We start from the raw sequence: 18,011 nt of genomic DNA, 5'->3' as shown, positions 1-18,011 counted from the left end.
TTGATTTGGGCGCCTGAAACCTCTACGGGCAAAGAAAAAAATTGTGAGAAATTGCCAGCGATGTGGACGTGATCAAACTATTGGCTAGTATCCGAGGTTGATGACATCAGGAGCAGTGAATCGGGGATCACGCTACCTTGGAGAGCCAAGTATCATGATGGGTATGCAGGTCGAGTCGCTAGGAAGTTATATGGAACTTAGAAATGACGCCCGGTAATGCTCGAGTCCGGCGCTTTCAATTGAATGCAAACGGCCGTGATTTTGCGGTGGGTGATATCCACGGTCATTTTGGTCGGCTTGAGGTCGCGCTGGCTGCCGTAAAGTTTTCGCCAGAAAAGGACCGATTGTTTTCCGTAGGCGACCTTGTGGACCGAGGCCCTGAATCGGCCGATGTTCTGAAATGGTTGCAGCGCCCGTGGTTTCACGCGATCTGCGGGAATCACGACCTGATGACGTGGCGACGGGCGATGGGCGACCCGATTCCGGACGTCGATCACCGCGCCCACGGCGGTGGATGGTTGGACGCCTGCGCTGGCGATATTCGTGAACGCATTGCGACCAGCTTGAGCGCCTTGCCGCTGGCTATCGAGGTGGAAACGCCGAGGGGCGTGGTCGGTATGGTTCACGCCGACTTCCCCTATGACGATTGGCAGGCTATTCACGGCGCTACCTTCAGTCCAGAGGACGAAGATGCCTGCCTATGGTCCGTAGATCGTTATCGAATGCAGTATTCCCAGCCAGTCCGCAATGTACGTGCGGTGGTCCATGGACATTTGACGCTGCGCAAGCCTGTGCAACTTGGTAATGTTTACTACATCGATACAGGTGGATGGCAGGATGCGGGGAGATTTACGTTGCTGGACTTGCATACGCTTAAGTCGTGGCCGCGCTAATTTCATTCTGCCACCTCTGAAATACATGGCGTAGCCTTTAAAGACCCGACATACGGGCAGATCAGAGAAGTAATCTGATAGGGCAAAAAAGTTCGCCGCCGATTTCCGCGAAGGGCTTCTCGCCTGACGTTTTCGAGATTGCGGAGTAGCAGCCAGCGCGAGGACCTGATGATCTTGCGCGCCACTCGGTCGCCGCGTAGGCAGGGATGATTTGCTCAGGAAGACATACGGCGAGTTCGGCCCGAAGCGGTCGATCGGCACTTCCTTCTAGTGGACCGATTTAGGCTGATCGGAGTCATACACGGCTCAGTGCCTGATCGACAGCTACAACCATTACAGCAGTTATCTATCCTGAAAGGCTCGCAGCACGTGCTTGAATGTCTACGTGGAAAGGGGAACTTACGGAGACACTTCGGTTTGCGACGCCGCACAGTTGCATGGTTGGGATGGCAAGTTTGTGCAGCCGCCACGATTTACAGCGATTTCGCCAAGCCGAATCGAGCTGGCGCGAGATTTCAGCCATGATAGGTAGCCTAAGGCGATGCGAATACGGTCAGTGGACTGTTGGTCACAGTGCGCAGGAAATTGTTCGTCGCACCCAGGATCGTCAGGTGTTCGTTCGTGATGCCTGCTGCGTGCAGTCCGGGCTGAACGATACCCACCTTAAAGATAATAAACTTCCGTCGAGAAGCCTTTCGCAACGCTACGAGCTGGCGCAAGGAACCACGGACAAACCGACTATCACGACCCCGCAACAGCCGCGTTTCCCGGTCTACGATGTGGCGGACGAGGTTTGGAAAGCTCCAGGCCCACTTTGTGGACTTCTGAGCTTGTCCGCAGACCTCATAAAGGTCTTGGACGTTGTTTGCCGGGCTATCTCCTGTCGCGAACTTGCAATGCCAAAGCAGCACAGTAATGGTGTCCGCAGTCTCTTCAATCGCGACAATGTCCGCGCTCTCGCCACTGTCATCATCGTCAATGATGAATGAGTACGGTCCTTCTTCAAGGTACTCGATGAATCTCTGCTGAATGGATTGGGGACGATACACCCCGTTTCTCCATCGACTTTCCTGACGGATATTCGTGTTCCCCCAGTCCAAAGACTGAATCGATTCACGGGGGAAAGTCTCCCCAAGTGCCTCCCGAGGTTTAAGAAGAATCTCTCCAGAGAGCTGTGAGCCATCAGCAAGGCGCACCATAGGTGGACTTGTTGTAAAGAACTCGACAGCAGTAACTCGGCGGGAGAAAGCGTCAATTCGAAGCTCCGGGCCTGCGATCTGTTCAATTCCGTACTTCAAGCCGTCTATCGCTACCGTTAGAAGGGTCTGCCGATATGTCGCAGACACATCTGCGCCTGCCGTTAAGGTGAACGTAAAGGCGTTGCTCCCGGCGCGCCATTCCCCGAGGTCAAGCTGGCAATCATGGAAGTCAAAGCTTCGGTCACCTACCACCACATTAAACCTGAACGTCGCTGCTTCAAATAGTTGATCAGGCCAGTCGGCCAGCAGTGCTACCTCGTCAGGTAGTAAACCTTGTAGTTCGGTCGGGACGAGTGTGTACCGAAGAAAGTCGTCGGGTTCGGTCTCATTGTTAGAGAGCTTGGCTCCCAGATGAAGGCACCATTCCCGCCACTCGGCAAGCGTGCCCGTGCTCAGGGCCCAGATTTTCCCCTTACGAGAGCAGCCTACGCTAATGCGTTGGCCGTTCTCATAGCCGACCCCCGTGACGTTCGATTTCTGCTTGTTGGCTTGCAGTGCCGGATCGATCGCGTCCCTCACATCCAGTCCTGCAAACATCTGATATCGGACATTTTTGCTTAAGCTAGTCAGTCCTACGCTGTGCAGCACCAACCTGCGGAGATTTGTGAAAGCTCGAAATACCTCCTCATTTTTGATAAGGGCTGGCTCGGTAGAGACCTTGGACGCCAAGTTCTCAGCAACGCGCTTGCGTGAACTGTTAATGAAAAGCAGATTTCGCTCGGCGTCATGGAAAACAATGAAGAGGTCCCAGCTATCCGTTGCGATATCCCGTGAATCAGTCCAGTCGAGTAACTCTTTCTGATTGACAATAAACACAAGCATTCCGTCTGGACGGCTGAAATAGGGCTGATGGATTACCTGTCGCGGCCGAAATGCCTTCACATAGTCTTGCGGGCGGAAGTCCGTCACACGAAACACTTCCGCACTCAACTTCGGGCGGAGCGTTAGAGTGGAGATATGGACGGAATCCGGATTTTTGCGAATTGGTTGAAGGTTCTCGACGAGTTCAGAAAGACGGGCCTGTGGGTCAATAGCGTCGTAGCTCAAGTCTGAGAGCAGAACATTCCAGTCTGCATCCTCCTGATAGAGGCCTTCCAGTGCCTCAGGCACTCCGTCTTCAGCCGTGTTGGCAACGAATGTCGCTGGTCCAATCGCCTCGCCTGCTGAACGGGCAAAGCGGCCGATGAATTGGAGCGTGATCCCGAGGCTCTTGTGAACAGAATGAAGCGCTGCGACCTTTAAGCGCGGCAAATCAAATCCCTCACCAAACATGTCCACACAAATAATGATCCGATGATTGCCATTTCGGATGCTGCGGAGAGTCTGCGCGCGGCCCGCTGAGCGGCTGTGGATCACAATGGGGTTCAGATCTGCATAGTTGGGCGAATAGATCCGGTCGTAAAGCCATACTGCATGGTCGATAGCATCAGCCCGGGCAAGTAGCAAGTGGTCGTATCCTGCGGCAAGGTCTTCGCGCAACCGTGCCACGGCTGCCGCTGCAATTGCGGCATCAGCCAGGGTGTCATCGGGTTCAAAGACCTCCAGAAACCGAATGGGCTTGAAGAACTGTTCGTCCTGCGCGGCCTGTAGCGGGTAGTTGTAGATAATCTTGCCAGGTAATGCTTTACCGTCTTCTCGAAAGGGAGTTGCCGTGAACAAAAGCGTGCGCGCATGGCCGCAATATGTGCTGAATTTCTTCCATGTCTCCGCTTGTATGTGGTGGGCCTCATCAAAGAAGACCTCACTGAACAGAGCCGCAAAAGCTCTTTGTCCTGCTTCATCTACCCGGCTGATTGAAGCCATGGTTGTGACTACGATATTGCATACTCGCAACGACTCTATACAGTCGTCAGTAGGCGCACCCTTGAGAACGCCAACGACAGGGTTGGCGGTGCTGTTGACCACGCCAAGATGGCGTAGCAGGCCGTACTCTCGGAACTTGCCGGCCGTTTGCTCACGCAGGGCGTCGCTGGGAACTACAACAAGGATGCGTTCTCCACGCGATTCGACCGCAACGGCGACCATGACTTCCGTCTTGCCTGTTCCTGTTGGCATGACAATGACAGCGGGCTCTCTGTGAAGGCTCCAGTGCGCAGCTATAGCGTGGAGCGCCCCCACCTGGGGCTTTCGAAGACCAGGTCGCCCAGGTAATTGCCCGTCGGGGTCTAGCTGGGCAATATAGTTGATCCCAGTACGCCAGGCTTGATGTGCCGCATTTCGCAGCGCTAATGCGTCAGAAAGAGCGGTTGAGCTACCCTTGAACCTGGCTTCCTCGAACTCTCCAAAGCCCTCTGTGACGGTAATTGATCGGGCGCGAATTATGCCAGCCGTCTCGACCTCGTCATAATCGAACATTGAAGATACACAGTCAATGGCGAAAACACGTCCGTCAGCGGCTGTCGCGAGAAATCGGCGGTGATTTGGCCCTCGGCTGCGATAAGGCGCTAGCGAAACCTCAATAATTGTTGAGGGCGCTTCAATGCATGACAAATCGAGTGTCTTTCCCGATATTTGAAACGCATACCGTATCGGCAGACGAATACGGTTTACTGCCGCTATCTGTACATCTGTCAGCATGCTCCCTCCAGGTTTCAAGGGATATTACTTAAAGTTGCAAAATTTGCAATCGCCTTTTTAAGCACTCTAGGCCAGTCGATCGAACTGGCTAACTTGTGATTGTCGAAACCCTGCCCATCGACACCGCGAAGAACATTTCTTCGGATTGCAGTTATTGCCTAGATAATAAGTAGCGATGACGTGACGCACACGTCCGGCAGACTGCCGCGCCGCCGACATATACAGAGGTGAAGCCAGCGACTGCTCCGGTCGTTCTGCGACTCCCAACCACCCCGCAGATCGGCGTAGAACCAAAGAAAAGGCCCTTCACTCATAGGTGAAAGGCCTTTCGTTTTAGAACTGACTCAGGGTTGTTTATCCGCGCTTGAACAGGCGCTCGTGCATCCATCCATCGTTGGTCAGAATGACAGCCGCCTTACCCTGTATATCTCCCTGAGTCTGTTCCGCAAAATTCTTGTAATTGGCACGCATGCTTTCCGATTTGGCCCAGTCATCTGCACCTTCTACCTTGTAGCGGTAGTTCACCTGCGACACCTTTACGCCCATCATGTCGCTGGGTTCAGTGAAGTTGCTCACTTCCACAACGGTGTACTTGCCGGTGCAAAAGGCATCTTGTCCAGCCATCGTATTGGCACCATTGGCGACGAGGAATTTCTTGCCGGTGTCAGTGATTTGGTACTCGGTGGCCGGCTCCATCTTGTTGCCAAACATGGCTTTGACTTCGGTGTCTCGCTTCGTCAGCAGCCCGGCATCGACCAGCGCGTCGGCGCGCTTCTTGCTCTGACCGCCCAGCATGTCTTGATTTGCCAGGGTGAACGGCAAGCCCTTAGCAGGAATCGCAGCGCATAGGCCATTTTGAGTGTCCAGGTATGCCTGTATGGCCTTACTGAAGTTGCTCTTGTTGGCGTCTTTGGCGCTGCCGCACGCGGCAAGGGTAAGGGCAAGGCTGCTGATGGCGACGATCTTGATAGCGGTATGCAAAACTAGCTTCCTCCGTAGGTTAAGGCAATCAGTTATTCATTATGGCAACGCGATGGAGCGATTATGCGATGTTCTCTGTTTGGGAGTCGGTCTCACTCCGTTGTTTAGAAGTGGACGGCGCGCGACGCACGAGGCGGTCCAGCTTCTGCACCAGGTCTTCGGCCCGCAGGTGCGTATAGCGCTTGAGCATCTGCATCGACTTGTGGCCGCTGATGGCCGACACCTCCTGATCGCTCAAGCCGGCTTCCACGAACCGGCTGACAGCCTCGTGTCGCAAGTCGTGAAAGCGGAAGTCTTCAAGGCCCGCTGCTCGCTTGGCATCGGTCCATGCTTTGTCGAACAGGTAGGGGCGTCGTATGCCGTCCCGGCCGGGTTCGCCGAAGAACACCAGTTCGGTTTCGGCAGGTCGTAAGGGGTTGGTCAGCGCCTCGGTGAACACGCGCGTTGCCTCGGCAGTCAGTGGGACGGTGCGAGGCGAAGAGTTCTTGGTATGTTCCAGCCGGACGACGCGCCGCTCGATGTCCACTTGCCGAATGCGCAGCGTGGCAATTTCAGATAGCCGCATGCCGGTCTGGACGGCAATGCGGACGATCCATCCGAACATCGAGTTCGAGTGCTTATCGACGGCTTGCAGCAGGCGGGTCTGTTCTTCGGGAGTCAAGCGCCGGTTGCGGCCAGACCCAGGGGCCGGGCGGCGAATGTTGGACACTGGATTGAAAGGTAGGCCAATGCCCCATTCCTTGATCGCGACGGTGAACAGGTGGCCCAGCAGCGCCAGTTCCAAGCGTACCGTGTTGTTACTGCGAGGCCGTTGCTTGCCATTTTTGTCCGGGTCGCCGGCTAGTCGCATGTCACGGAACTGCGCCACGATCTCGGCGTTCAGGGCGGCCAGCGAGTACTTGCCAAGATGGCGGATGATGACTTGCGCCTTCTTGTGTTCGCCGGCTTGGGTCGATTCCCGCTTGGTGGGCGTGACTTCCTTGAGGTAGCGGGCTAAGGCCGCTTCAACGGTCATGCGCTCGGCGGGCGCTCGCTGGATGTATACGCCGCGTACCATTTCGTCTTCGGTACGGCGCGCCCAGTCTTCGGCGTCGCGCTTGGTGCGGAACGTCTTGGCCGTGGCCGGCCAGCCTGTCTTGCGGATGAGGGCTTTCCAAGTGCCCGAGGAAGTCTTAACGATCGTAGCCATGAGTACTCCGTATGGGGCTAGCGCCGCATCACTGTACCGAAACTGTACCTGACCACAATTTTAGGAAAATCCCCCGGTGCGGGGCTTGTACTGAGAAATCTTCTAATGGCTTGAATTACCAGAAGATTTGGGGATGGTGCCCGGGGCCGGAATCGAACCGGCACGCCTTGCGGCGGGGGATTTTGAGTCCCCTGCGTCTACCAATTTCACCACCCGGGCTAGGTATGGCAACCTGGGAATCCAGGCTTGGAAGGAAAGATTGTTATTATACGCAGATTCCTGAGGGTTTTGGCAAGTGCCACAGCAATTTTTTTAAATTTAGCCTGGCACTGAAAACATTCCCACCTAAAATCCGTCGGAAGCCCCGTTTTCCGCCCGCTTTGTCACAACTGCTTAAGCATTAACGGACGGTTCTAGGCAGGCAGGAACCCACACCACTTTTGGCCATACTCAAACCTGGATTCCAAATAAAAAAACAGGCCAGGTACACCGTCCTGGCCTGCTCAATTTTTCGGTTCTGAGTATGGAGCCCCTAGTCCCCTGCCACAGCCTGCCCGTTACGAATCCACTCTCTCCAGATCGCGACCAACAAAGCCATCAGGACCGGGCCGATGAACAAGCCCACGATGCCCATTGTTTGCACACCGCCAACCAAACCAAAGAAAGTCGGCAAGAACGGCAATTTTACCGGGCCACCCACCAGGCGTGGTCGCAGTGTTTTGTCGACAATGAACAGCTCGATAGCGCCCCACAGGAACAAGCTCACGCCAGCCACCAGGTGACCAGAGCCTATTAAATACAAGGACACCATTGTGAATGACAGGGGAGCACCGCCGGGGATCAACGCCATAAAGCCGGTGATCACACCCAAGAGTACGGGCGATGGAACACCAGCAATCCAATAGGCAATACCCAAAACCACACCCTCACCCAAGGCGATCAAGCCCATCCCGGTGACAGTGGAGTTAACAGTAGCAGGCACAACACGAGAAAAGCGCTGCCAGCGGCCTGGCAGGATGCGCTCACCAACAATATCCAATTGCACCAGCAGCCTGTCGCCATCTTTAAAGATGAAGAACAGCGTGATCAGCATGAACAGCACGGTCAGCAGCAGGTGAAACACGTTGCCGGTAGCGGACAGCACCATGCGATAGATATTGCCCAGATGCTGGCCACTAACCATCTCGACCAGCTCGCCCAGCGCGTGGGGCTCGCCTAAATAGACTTGCCAGTACTCGGTCAAGCGCTCGCCCATCAGGGGCATGGCTTTGATCCATTCCGGAGTAGGAGTGCCGTAGCGGTTGGCGGCCAGCGCCCAGGTAATGAAGCTGCTGGCTTCCTGGATCGCAAAGGACAAGGCCAGGGACAAGGGCACGACCAGGACCACGATGACGACCAGCAAGGCCAATGTAGCCGCCAGTGCGGTGCGGCCATTGCAGCGTACGACCAGCCGTTTATATAAGGGCCAACCGGCCAGGCCTATGATCAGCGCGGCCAGAACAGGGACCAGAAATCCCTTTAAAAAGTAGACGCCTGCGGCCAGCAAGAGCAGCAATAGCCAGCGAGCGATAAGGAATGCGGGTAAGACGGGTTGCATAAACGGTGGAGACCCTCTTGTCTATTGGTCTGGGCATGGGTCGGTGCCCGAAAGTTTTTTGACGATAGCATGATCACAGCCCGAGGAATACCCGTTTCTTACAACAAGCTGATAACACTTTTTAAGGTGGAAGCAAGCTCTAAGCGGCACCCGCGATCTGCATAGGGTCAAGACTCATCATGGCGGGCTGGATAGCAGCATCAGGACTGGGGCGGTTCGATAGAGATAACTCGGATCTGATCCTCAATGAACTGCGCCTCACATCGCGCCTTGCCAAGTCTACTCCTGCTGCTGTGAAGCAGCTTAAACGCTGCAAACGAAAGCTTGAAATCTACAACAGGGGTTCAAGTCTCGTGATCCACAGTCGCTTGAGAGCTGCAACAGGCATCACGTGCTGGTGCTGGTGCTGGTGCTGGTGCCTTCAGTCTGCTCTTGCAGAGCTCCCGACTTCTTTTTTTTGTGAGCAATAAAAAACGCCCTTAGGCTGGTTGCCTCAGGGTGTTTCTCTATATTCAGGGGCGTCTTTAGACAAAGCCCTGCTGACTGTGGCTGTCTTTATCCCCTCAAGCCATGCTCAGGGCGCCACCGGCAATGCACGTTTATGCGCCGAAGCACGGAAGGTTTTGATGATGATCTGCGTGGCTTCATCATCAATCACCTTACCTTCCAGAAAATCATCAATCTGGTCGTAGCTGACACCAAAGGCGTCTTCATCCGGTTTCAAGGGGCTAAGACTTTCCAGATCGGCAGTGGGGACTTTGAACACCAAGGCGTCAGCAGCGCCCATCGCACTCGCCAAGGCACGCACACGGCGTTTGTTCAAGCCAGCCAAAGGCGTAATGTCAGCAGCGCCGTCACCAAACTTGGTGAAAAAACCCATCAGGGCTTCAGCGGCGTGGTCTGTACCAACCACCAAACCACCGTTCGCACCGGCAATCGCGTACTGCGCCACCATACGTTGACGGGCTTTAATGTTGCCCATCAGAAAATCCTGTTGTGCCGCGTCGCGGAACTTCAGGCCGGAGGCCAGCAGTTGCTCCAGCATGGCATCCGATGCGGGCTTCACATTCACGACCAAGGTCTGATCGGGATTGATAACATTCAAACCACCTTGGGCGTCTTTCTCGTCAGCCTGCTCACCGTAAGGCAAACGCACGGCGATGAATTGCGCTTGATGGCCTTGCTGACGTGCCTGCTCTACGGCTCGCTGAGACAGACACCCTGCTGCCAGGGAGTCCACGCCCCCGCTGATCCCCAGGACCAGGCTGCGGCAGCCGGTACGCAGCAGATAGTCACTTAGAAAGCGGACGCGACGTTCGATTTCTTCCTGAGCATCGAAATGATCCGTGATCCCCAATTCCGCACGGATACTGGCTTGCAAAGCGCGTTGATCATCAGTCATGGCGCAGGCTCTCTACACAAAGTGAACAATAGTTCGATTGTAAAGGACTGGGAGAGCTGTGCCATACCGCCTTATCAGGGGTTTTTAAAAAATTGGGATCCTTATTCATTAAAAATGGATTCTGTATATAATCTTCAGTCAAGAAAAGCAAATCGCCCTTACTGAGACAAGCCCCTTTGCTATAGCTCGGGCACAATAAAACCAGCCCATGCCATCCGGTGTCTTGCGCGACATTGAGCGTGCCTACGCGCCCGGCTGGCAGCAAGCTCACCATACGTATCCCATGAGATCCTCAACTGAAATCGCAGACGAAATCCTGAGACGTATTCAGTCCGGCCACTACCGGCCCGGCGACTCGCTAAGTCAATACGAGCTTGCGGAGGAGTTTCAGACCAGCCGCACCCCTGTTCGGGAAGCCCTGCGTTTTCTGGAGGCACGCCGCGTGACCTCGTTGACCAAGACCGGCCGCACGATTGTGGCTATTCCTTCTGCCAAATCAATCCGCGAGGCATTTCAGATTCGGGCCGAACTGGAAGGCTTGGCAGCGCAACTGGCGGTGGACTGGATCAAGGACTCGGATCTGGAGATCTTGATGCAGCATCAGTCCGACTATGCCCGCACCTTGCGAACGCGTGTGCGCAGCGAGGAGGGGTCAGAATGGTTGCAACACAACCGCTCTTTTCATGACCTGATTACGATCACCAGTCACAACGAGCGCCTGCACGAGCTGATTCAGGAGCTGCAAAACGACAGCGTCTCCAGCGCTTTAAGTTTTGCCTCGAAAATGCCGCCGCGTTTGATGGAAGAAAATATTCTGGAGCATGAGGCTATCATCGCCGCGCTGGCTGATCGCAATGGCACCGCCGCTCGAGAAGCCATGACGGAACACGTTGCCAAGACCATGAATCTGGTCCTGGACTGGTTGCCAGAGCGCTAAATAAAAAACAGTGCCACCCGCAAGGAGAGGTGGCACCGCACAATCAAGGTGGTTTGCGATCCCCCGGACAAACCACCCGACTGTTAAAACCGCGGCCTGCGTACCTGCAGGCAATCCTCTACCAGTTGGGCAACATCCACCAGCCATTCATCCTGATACAGCCCCCCCACCAGTTGCAGCCCCACGGGCAAGCCAGAGGCGCTGATTCCGACAGGCAAGGAAATGGCAGGCTGCCGCGTCAAATTGAAGGGATAGGTATAGGGATTCCAATCCAGCCAATTCTGCGAAGCGGCGTCAGACGGCGCTTCCCGGCCCGCCTCAAACGGCAATATCGGAACGGTAGGCGTCAGGACCAGATCAAACTGCGCAAAGTGTCTAAGCATGGCTTCACCCAGCTTTTGTCGGCCAATCAGGGCTTGGTAATAGTCCGGCAAGCTGTTCTTCTCGCCCTTACTGGCAACCTGGCGCAGACCTTCGTCCACTAAAGGACGCTGTGCCGCAGAGACTTGATTCACCAACCAGGCCGTACCAGCTTCCCAATGCGCTGTAATCAGCTCTTTTGCACCGGCCAGGGGTAGCTCGGTAGGCACAATATGCGCCCCCTGCTCTTGCAGCTTGTCAGCCGCCGCCTGGATGATGCCCCTGACCTCGGGGCTGCACTGCTCATCCAGATGCAAACCGATACGCAGGCCCTGCAAGGTACGAACGGGAGCTCGCACATGACGCGGCAAAGGTACCGAGTTCCAGTCGCGTGGGTCGGCTTGCATCATGACGCTCAGCAAGCCTTTCAGGTCCGCCACGGATCGGGCCATGGGACCGACATTGGATAAGGTCAGCATCGGGCCGGCAGGCCAGGCAGGTACGCCCCCAAAGGTAGCTTTCATGCCGGTGATGCCGCAAAAACTGGCGGGAATCCGGGTGGATCCGCCGCCATCCGTACCGATTTGCAGCGTCCCCATCCCCGCTGCCAGCGCCGTGGCCGCACCTCCGCTGCTGCCTCCGCTGGTCAGACTGAAGTCCCAGATATTACGGGTGACTCCCGTTAGGGGACTGTCCGCCGTTCCCTTCCAGCCAAACTCCGAGGTCGTCGTTTTGCCGATCAGTACCGCCCCGGCCTCACGCATCCGCGCCACCGAAGGCGCGTCATCCTGGGCAGCGTCCGCCATCTTTGCTGCACTTGAACCATAGCCAGTCGGCAAGCCACGCACCAGAAGCAAGTCTTTAACTCCGTACGGAATGCCATCCAAAGGACCACGTGCCGCACCTGCCATCCAGCGAGCCTCTGATTCGGCAGCCTCTTGCAAGGTCAAGGCACGGTCCAAATAACAGTAGGCATTCACAATGGGATTCCAGCGATCTACCGCATCCAGCGTAGCCCGCGCCACATCTACAGGAGACACCACTTTGCTTTGATACAAGCGCTGCAGTTCATCCGCACTGGCATAAATCAGATCCATAGAAGTGGGAGACTTCATGTCCACGGCGCTCTCAGATTTGGCGATTGGCTCATCCTTGTGGGAACTGCGCATCATGCTGACGCCTCCATCAAACGAACCAGCACCAGGGAGATCTCAGGCACATAAGCCAGGATGAACAGAACGATGATGGCTGCAATGACAAAGGGCATGACCCCTCTCACCACCACCTCGTAAGGCTGGCCAGACACGGAGACCGTCGTGAACAGATTCAGGCCAAAGGGAGGGGTAAAGAAACCCACCACCAGATTGACGCAGAACACCACACCCAAATGGATAGGATCCACACCCAAGGCAATGCCGATAGGAACCAGAATCGGTGCCAGGATCACGATGCTGGCTGCAGCATCCATCACGCAACCAACCAGCAGCAAAAACACCACCAACAAAGCCAGGTACAGGAACTGTGTATCAAGCAAAGGCGTCAGTTCCGCCACCATCAGCATGGGGATACGCGCCGAGGCCAGAATCCAGCCAAAAATACCGGCTGCACCCAGAATAATGCCCACCATGGAAGAGGTTTCCACCGAGCTTTTCATGACCTGCCACAGAGTACCTACGGTGAACTGGCGGTAGCACACGCCCAACACCAAGCTGAATACCACACCCACGGCGGCGGCTTCGGTAGGCGTGAACACACCACCATAGATGCCGCCCAGAATCACAACAGGCATCAGCAAGGACGGAATCGCCTTCAAAGCCACCATGACCATCTCTTGCGAGGTATAGGAACGCGTTGCGGTTTTAGGCACTTTCAGCTTTCTGGTCAGCAGCATATGGGTCAGCATGAAAGCCAGAGCCATCAACAAGCCGGGCAGGATATTGGCTACAAACAGCTTGGGGATAGAAACGTTGACGGTTGCGCCATACAGAATCAAGGCAATGCTGGGCGGAATAATATTGCCCAAGGCACCCGATGAAGCTGTAATCCCTGTCGCCAAAGAAGCGGGGTATCTTTGGGCGATCATCGCGGGCATCATGATGGCGCCAATGGCCGCCACCGTAGCCGGTGCCGAGCCGGTCAAGGCCCCGAACATGGCACAAGCAATCACCGTCACATAGCCCAGTGCGCCGTGTACGCGCCCGACCATCATGTCGATCAAGTCGATCAGCCGTTTGGACAGCCCGGCCTTCTCCATCAAATTACCCATCAGGATAAAGAGCGGCACCGCCAGCAAGGGGAAGGAGTCCAGCCCCGCCATCACACGCTGCGGCACAACAATCAGTGGCCGCATGCCGGTAAACAGCAAAAACAGCGCACTGCACAGCAATAAGGAAAAAGCGATAGGAATGCCCGCGATGAACAGCGTGAACATCAAGCTAAAAAGTAAGAGAGCTTCTTGCATTTACACCCCCTGCGCCGCTGGGCTGGGCTGATCCCGATACCCGTCCAGCAAGGCATTCACACACTGCACGGCAATGATGGCGCCGCCTACCGGCAAGGCCGCGTACACATAGGCCATGGAGATGCGCATGGCAGGACTAAGCTGTTGGTAAACGATGGCAATCAGTTGCAAACCCTGCACCAGCAGGACCAGTGCGCAGGTCAAAATCGCAATCTGAACCAAGCCGCTATGCACTTGGCGGGCTTTGCCTTTCAGTCGCATCACCAGCAGGTCAATCACGGCATGACCATTGCTTTTAACCAGCACAGCCGTTCCCAGCATGATCATCCAGATAAAGCTGTAGCGTGTGATTTCCTCAATCCACGGTGGGGAGTAACCCATAAAATAGCGCCCGGCCACCTGTATTGATGCGGCCAGCACAATCAGCCCCAGAAATGCCGCCCCCAAGGTTCTGCATAAGCTATCCAGGCGGGTACTGACTCTATCGGCCCAATCGAGCAAAGAGTGTTTCATGATGGTTATCCGCCAGGATTATTGAGCAAGCGCCGCAGCACGGGTGACCAGATCAGGATCAATCACCGTCTTGTATTTTTCGTAAATCGGCATGACGGCTTTGCGGAACTGCGCTTTATCCACATCCGCATTAATGGACACGCCTGCCTCCATCAGTTTCTTCTCGATCTGCGCTTCGCTCTGGATCAGGAACTGACGTTGCTCCTGCACCGCCTCACTAGCCGCTTTCTGGAAGATGGCTTTTTCATCAGCCGATAAGGTGTCCCAGACCCGCCCGGAAATCACCAAAGGAATCGCCACATACACGTGCTCGGTTCGGGACAGATAAGGGGCCGCTTCGTAAAAGCGACTGGTATAGAACAAGGCCGTGGGGTTCTCTGCACCATCAATGGTTTTTTGCTGCAGGCCGGTAAACAGTTCCGGATACGCCATGGAGGTGACATTCACGCCCAGCGCCTGCCAGGTATCCACATAAATAGGACTTTCCGGCGTACGCACTTTCATGCCGCTCAGGTCCGACAAACTGCGGATTGCGTGCTTGGAGTTATACAGATTCCGGAAACCGCCATGCCCCCAGCCCAAAATTTTCAGGCCGGATTTTTCCAGATCTGCTTCAATCGGATCCGTGAAACTGGAGTCCAGGGTTTTGAAAGCGGTCTGGTAATCCTTGAACAGGTAAGGCAGGTCAAACACCATCGCTTTTTTCTCGAAGGTGCCCAAGGTGAAACTGGCCAGCAGGCTCATGTCCACCGTGCCCAGCTGCATGCCTTCAGCCACATCACGCTCGCCACCCAGTTGAGCACCGCCCAGCACCTGGACCTTGATGGCCCCCTTGGTTTGATCCTCCACTCGCTTGGCAAAATTCGTTGCCAGGTGGTGGTACATATCTTCGTTCTGCTCTACCGAAACGTGGGCAAGCTGTAATGTTCGCGGGCCTTTGCTTTCATGCTTTGCCGTATCGCCCGAACCGCCCTTGCCACATGCGCTCAGTGCGCCCAGCATCGCCAGAACCGCGATCCCCACTCGTGTCATTCGTTTCATGATCGTCCCCCTGCATCCTGTGGTATTGAATTTCTGTTCAGTTTTATTTGTGTTTCAAGCCAGCCCTGATCGGGCTTTTTTTGCTTGTTGATGCTGCCCATACGCAAAGGCATGGGCAGCTTTCCTGTAGCTCGCTGTTAAAGCGGGACTGCTTACACCGCTCTGGACTCTTCCTCTAGGGAACGGCGGGTTTTCATATTGAAGCGGCCTTCATAAATCGCAGGCTGGCGGGTGGTCGGCCCCATGTACTGCACGTACAGAATCTCGCCGTCTTCCAGGGTCGTCAGTGCGTGCTCGTAATGCGGGTCCGGGTGAAACACCATGGTGCCCTCGCCGTAGATCACGCCATTGATCTCGAACTTACCCGCCAGGATGTACCAGATCTGGGCAAAGTAATGGCTGTGCAAAGGGTGCCCGGAACCCTTCAGATACTTCACGACCCCGGCGTTGGGAATGGTGGGGTCGTCTTGCGTGGGGTGGAACATCATCTTGGTGAACTGCCCTTCGTAGCGCAGGTTGTCCCACTCCAGATCATCCCGATGCTTGACCGCCATTTCCCGGTGAGCTGCCGTCAGCGGGCCGCCGATGCCACCCGGATTCAGAATCGGAGCCAAGGTAATTGGATCTATTTCACTCATCACTTCCTCCTTAAAAACCAAATTAACAAAATGGGATCCCGTTTTGCATGAAATGGATTCTATCAGGACGATGGCACTGGAATATTCGTATTTACCCGGTACGTTTCTACCAGGCATAAAAAAACCCCACCTGCTTCAAGGCAGGTGGGGTTTTTACAAGCAGAACTAGTGCTTAGCGGTCCAGTTGCGACACATCACGCACGGCACCACGGTCAGCCGATGTTGCCAGCGCGGCATAGGCTTTCAGTGCTTGCGACACAACGCGCTCGCGGTTCACTGGCTTCCAGGCCTTGGAGCCACGCGATTCCATTTCGGCACGGCGTGCGGCCATTTCTTCATCGCTGATAGCCAGGTGAATACGACGGTTGGGGATGTCAATCTCGATGGTGTCGCCATCTTGCACCAGGGCGATATTGCCACCTTCGGCAGCTTCAGGTGACGCATGACCAATCACCAGACCGGACGAACCGCCGGAGAAGCGACCATCGGTGAACAAGGCCGAGCTTTTGCCCAGGCCCATGGATTTCAGATAGGAGGTGGGGTACAGCATTTCCTGCATACCTGGGCCGCCTTTGGGGCCTTCGTAGCGAATGATGACCACATCACCTGCCTTGACCACGCCATCCAGAATAGCGGCTACGGAGTCATCCTGGCTTTCATAAACACGCGCCGTGCCGGTGAAGGTCAGAATGCTTTCATCCACGCCAGCGGTTTTCACGATACAACCGTTGATGGCCAGGTTGCCGTACAACACGGCCAAGCCGCCGTCTTGCGAATAAGCATTAGCCTTGTCGCGAATACAGCCCTTGGCGCGGTCTGTATCCAATTCCTGGTAGTAACGTTCCTGGCTGAAGGCCACTTGGGTCGGAATGCCGCCGGGGGAAGCACGGAAGAAGTCACTAATGGCTTTGACGTTGTCGCCCTTGACGTCCCAACGCTTGATGGCTTCACGCAAGGTGCCACTGTGTACGTTGCCCACATCCAGGTTCAGCAAGTCGGCCCGGGCCAGTTCGGCCAGAATAGCCATGATGCCACCTGCGCGGTGCACGTCTTCCATGTGGAATTCGGGGGTGGCAGGGGCCACTTTACATAGGCAAGGGACGCGACGCGAAATCTTGTCGATATCGGCCATCGTAAATTCCACACCGGCTTCCTGAGCTGCGGCCAGCAAGTGCAGCACGGTGTTGGTGGAGCCGCCCATGGCCACGTCCAGGGTCATGGCGTTTTCAAAAGCCTGGTAGGTGGCGATGTTGCGTGGCAGGACGGATTCGTCGTCTTGCTCGTAGTAGCGCTTGGCCAGATCCACGATCAGGCTACCAGCACGCTCGAACAAACCTTGGCGACGAGCGTGGGTGGCAACAATGGTGCCGTTACCGGGCAAGGACAGGCCCAGCGCCTCGGTCAGACAGTTCATGGAGTTGGCGGTAAACATGCCCGAACAGGAACCACAGGTCGGGCAAGCGCTACGTTCAACAGCTTCAGCCTGTTCATCAGTGACGTTAGGGTCAGCGGCTTGAATCATGGCGTCCACCAGATCCAGCTTTTGCACCACGGTCTTGCCGTCTGGCGAGTAGACCTTGCCCGCTTCCATCGGTCCGCCCGACACAAACACCACAGGGATGTTCAGGCGCATGGCGGCCATCAACATGCCGGGGGTGATCTTGTCGCAGTTGGAGATACACACCATGGCGTCGGCACAGTGAGCGTTGACCATGTATTCCACCGAGTCGGCGATCAGTTCGCGCGAAGGCAGGGAATACAACATGCCGCCGTGGCCCATCGCAATACCGTCGTCCACCGCAATGGTGTTGAACTCTTTTGCCACACCGCCGACCGCTTCAATTTGACGGGCAACCAGCTGGCCCATGTCTTTCAGGTGTACGTGACCCGGTACGAATTGCGTAAAGGAGTTCACCACCGCAATGATCGGTTTGGAGAAATCCTCGTCTTTCATACCGGTGGCGCGCCACAGGGCACGCGCGCCGGCCATATTCCGACCGTGGGTCGAGGTACGGGAGCGATATTGGGGCATGACTACTCTCTGAACAGGAAAATTATGTAAAGATACCTATCATAAACGTCCCAAGGCGCTTTGTGCGCGTCAAGGTCGGGAAGGCGTCTTACCGTAGGGCGGCTACCGATCTGGCACCCAGAATCCTTTGC

At 55.6% G+C, this 18,011-nt stretch carries 13 protein-coding genes and 1 tRNA gene; 2 read left to right on the top strand and 12 right to left on the bottom strand.

All coding sequences use genetic code 11. The features are described 5' to 3' along the window. Positions 1 to 203: 203 nt before the first annotated feature. The gene (locus ACU6HM_RS07735; RefSeq protein ID WP_446763616.1) at positions 204 to 893 is read left to right on the top strand and encodes a metallophosphoesterase; all 690 of its coding nucleotides are present in this window, start codon (positions 204 to 206) and stop codon (positions 891 to 893) included. 533 nt (positions 894 to 1,426) lie between these two features. On the opposite strand, the gene ACU6HM_RS07730 is transcribed toward ACU6HM_RS07735, so the two are convergent. The 6 genes from ACU6HM_RS07730 to nadE all read right to left on the bottom strand — a co-directional run bounded on the left by ACU6HM_RS07730 (position 1,427) and on the right by nadE (position 9,898). Beyond that, positions 1,427 to 4,729 (bottom strand): DEAD/DEAH box helicase, encoded by a 3,303-nt coding sequence (locus ACU6HM_RS07730; protein ID WP_336579896.1) that lies wholly within the window; start codon positions 4,727 to 4,729, stop codon positions 1,427 to 1,429. 354 nt (positions 4,730 to 5,083) lie between these two features. Further along, a complete protein-coding gene (locus ACU6HM_RS07725; RefSeq protein ID WP_446763615.1) occupies positions 5,084 to 5,710 on the bottom strand; it encodes a hypothetical protein in 627 nt (208 codons plus the stop codon). A gap of 61 nt (positions 5,711 to 5,771) precedes the next feature. Next, a complete protein-coding gene (locus ACU6HM_RS07720; RefSeq protein WP_446763614.1) occupies positions 5,772 to 6,899 on the bottom strand; it encodes a site-specific integrase in 1,128 nt (375 codons plus the stop codon). A 134-nt stretch (positions 6,900 to 7,033) separates the two neighbouring features. Then, positions 7,034 to 7,118 (bottom strand) — tRNA-Leu (locus tag ACU6HM_RS07715). 313 nt (positions 7,119 to 7,431) lie between these two features. Continuing rightward, positions 7,432 to 8,496 (bottom strand): AI-2E family transporter, encoded by a 1,065-nt coding sequence (locus ACU6HM_RS07710; protein WP_021447032.1) that lies wholly within the window; start codon positions 8,494 to 8,496, stop codon positions 7,432 to 7,434. A 574-nt stretch (positions 8,497 to 9,070) separates the two neighbouring features. Continuing rightward, a complete protein-coding gene (nadE, locus tag ACU6HM_RS07705) occupies positions 9,071 to 9,898 on the bottom strand; it encodes an ammonia-dependent NAD(+) synthetase (protein ID WP_446763613.1) in 828 nt (275 codons plus the stop codon). A gap of 208 nt (positions 9,899 to 10,106) precedes the next feature. Between nadE and ACU6HM_RS07700 the strand changes: the two genes are divergently transcribed. Then, a complete protein-coding gene (locus tag ACU6HM_RS07700; RefSeq protein WP_446763612.1) occupies positions 10,107 to 10,835 on the top strand; it encodes a GntR family transcriptional regulator in 729 nt (242 codons plus the stop codon). An 83-nt stretch (positions 10,836 to 10,918) separates the two neighbouring features. Here ACU6HM_RS07700 and ACU6HM_RS07695 read toward each other — a convergent pair whose 3' ends face one another. The 6 genes from ACU6HM_RS07695 to ilvD all read right to left on the bottom strand — a co-directional run bounded on the left by ACU6HM_RS07695 (position 10,919) and on the right by ilvD (position 17,880). After that, positions 10,919 to 12,367 (bottom strand): amidase, encoded by a 1,449-nt coding sequence (locus tag ACU6HM_RS07695; RefSeq protein WP_446763611.1) that lies wholly within the window; start codon positions 12,365 to 12,367, stop codon positions 10,919 to 10,921. Then, complete coding sequence (locus ACU6HM_RS07690; protein ID WP_446763610.1) at positions 12,364 to 13,656, bottom strand: TRAP transporter large permease; 1,293 nt, start codon at positions 13,654 to 13,656, stop codon at positions 12,364 to 12,366. The genes ACU6HM_RS07695 and ACU6HM_RS07690 overlap by 4 nt, the downstream gene beginning before the upstream one ends. After that, positions 13,657 to 14,169 carry a TRAP transporter small permease gene (locus tag ACU6HM_RS07685; RefSeq protein WP_021447035.1) on the bottom strand — a complete coding sequence of 171 codons (513 nt, stop codon included), beginning with the start codon at positions 14,167 to 14,169 and terminating at the stop codon, positions 13,657 to 13,659. Positions 14,170 to 14,187: 18 nt separating this feature from the next. Beyond that, a complete protein-coding gene (locus tag ACU6HM_RS07680) occupies positions 14,188 to 15,210 on the bottom strand; it encodes a TRAP transporter substrate-binding protein (protein WP_060186181.1) in 1,023 nt (340 codons plus the stop codon). A gap of 152 nt (positions 15,211 to 15,362) precedes the next feature. Next, on the bottom strand, positions 15,363 to 15,848 hold the full coding sequence (locus ACU6HM_RS07675) for a cupin domain-containing protein (protein WP_009462584.1): 486 nt from the start codon (positions 15,846 to 15,848) through the stop codon (positions 15,363 to 15,365). 172 nt (positions 15,849 to 16,020) lie between these two features. Continuing rightward, positions 16,021 to 17,880, bottom strand: coding sequence for a dihydroxy-acid dehydratase (gene ilvD / locus ACU6HM_RS07670; RefSeq protein ID WP_446763609.1), 1,860 nt, complete (start codon positions 17,878 to 17,880; stop codon positions 16,021 to 16,023). Positions 17,881 to 18,011: the final 131 nt, after the last annotated feature.

The sequence above is a fragment of the Alcaligenes sp. RM2 genome (genome assembly GCF_052931795.1).
This window is presented reverse-complemented; position numbering and strand designations above follow the sequence as displayed.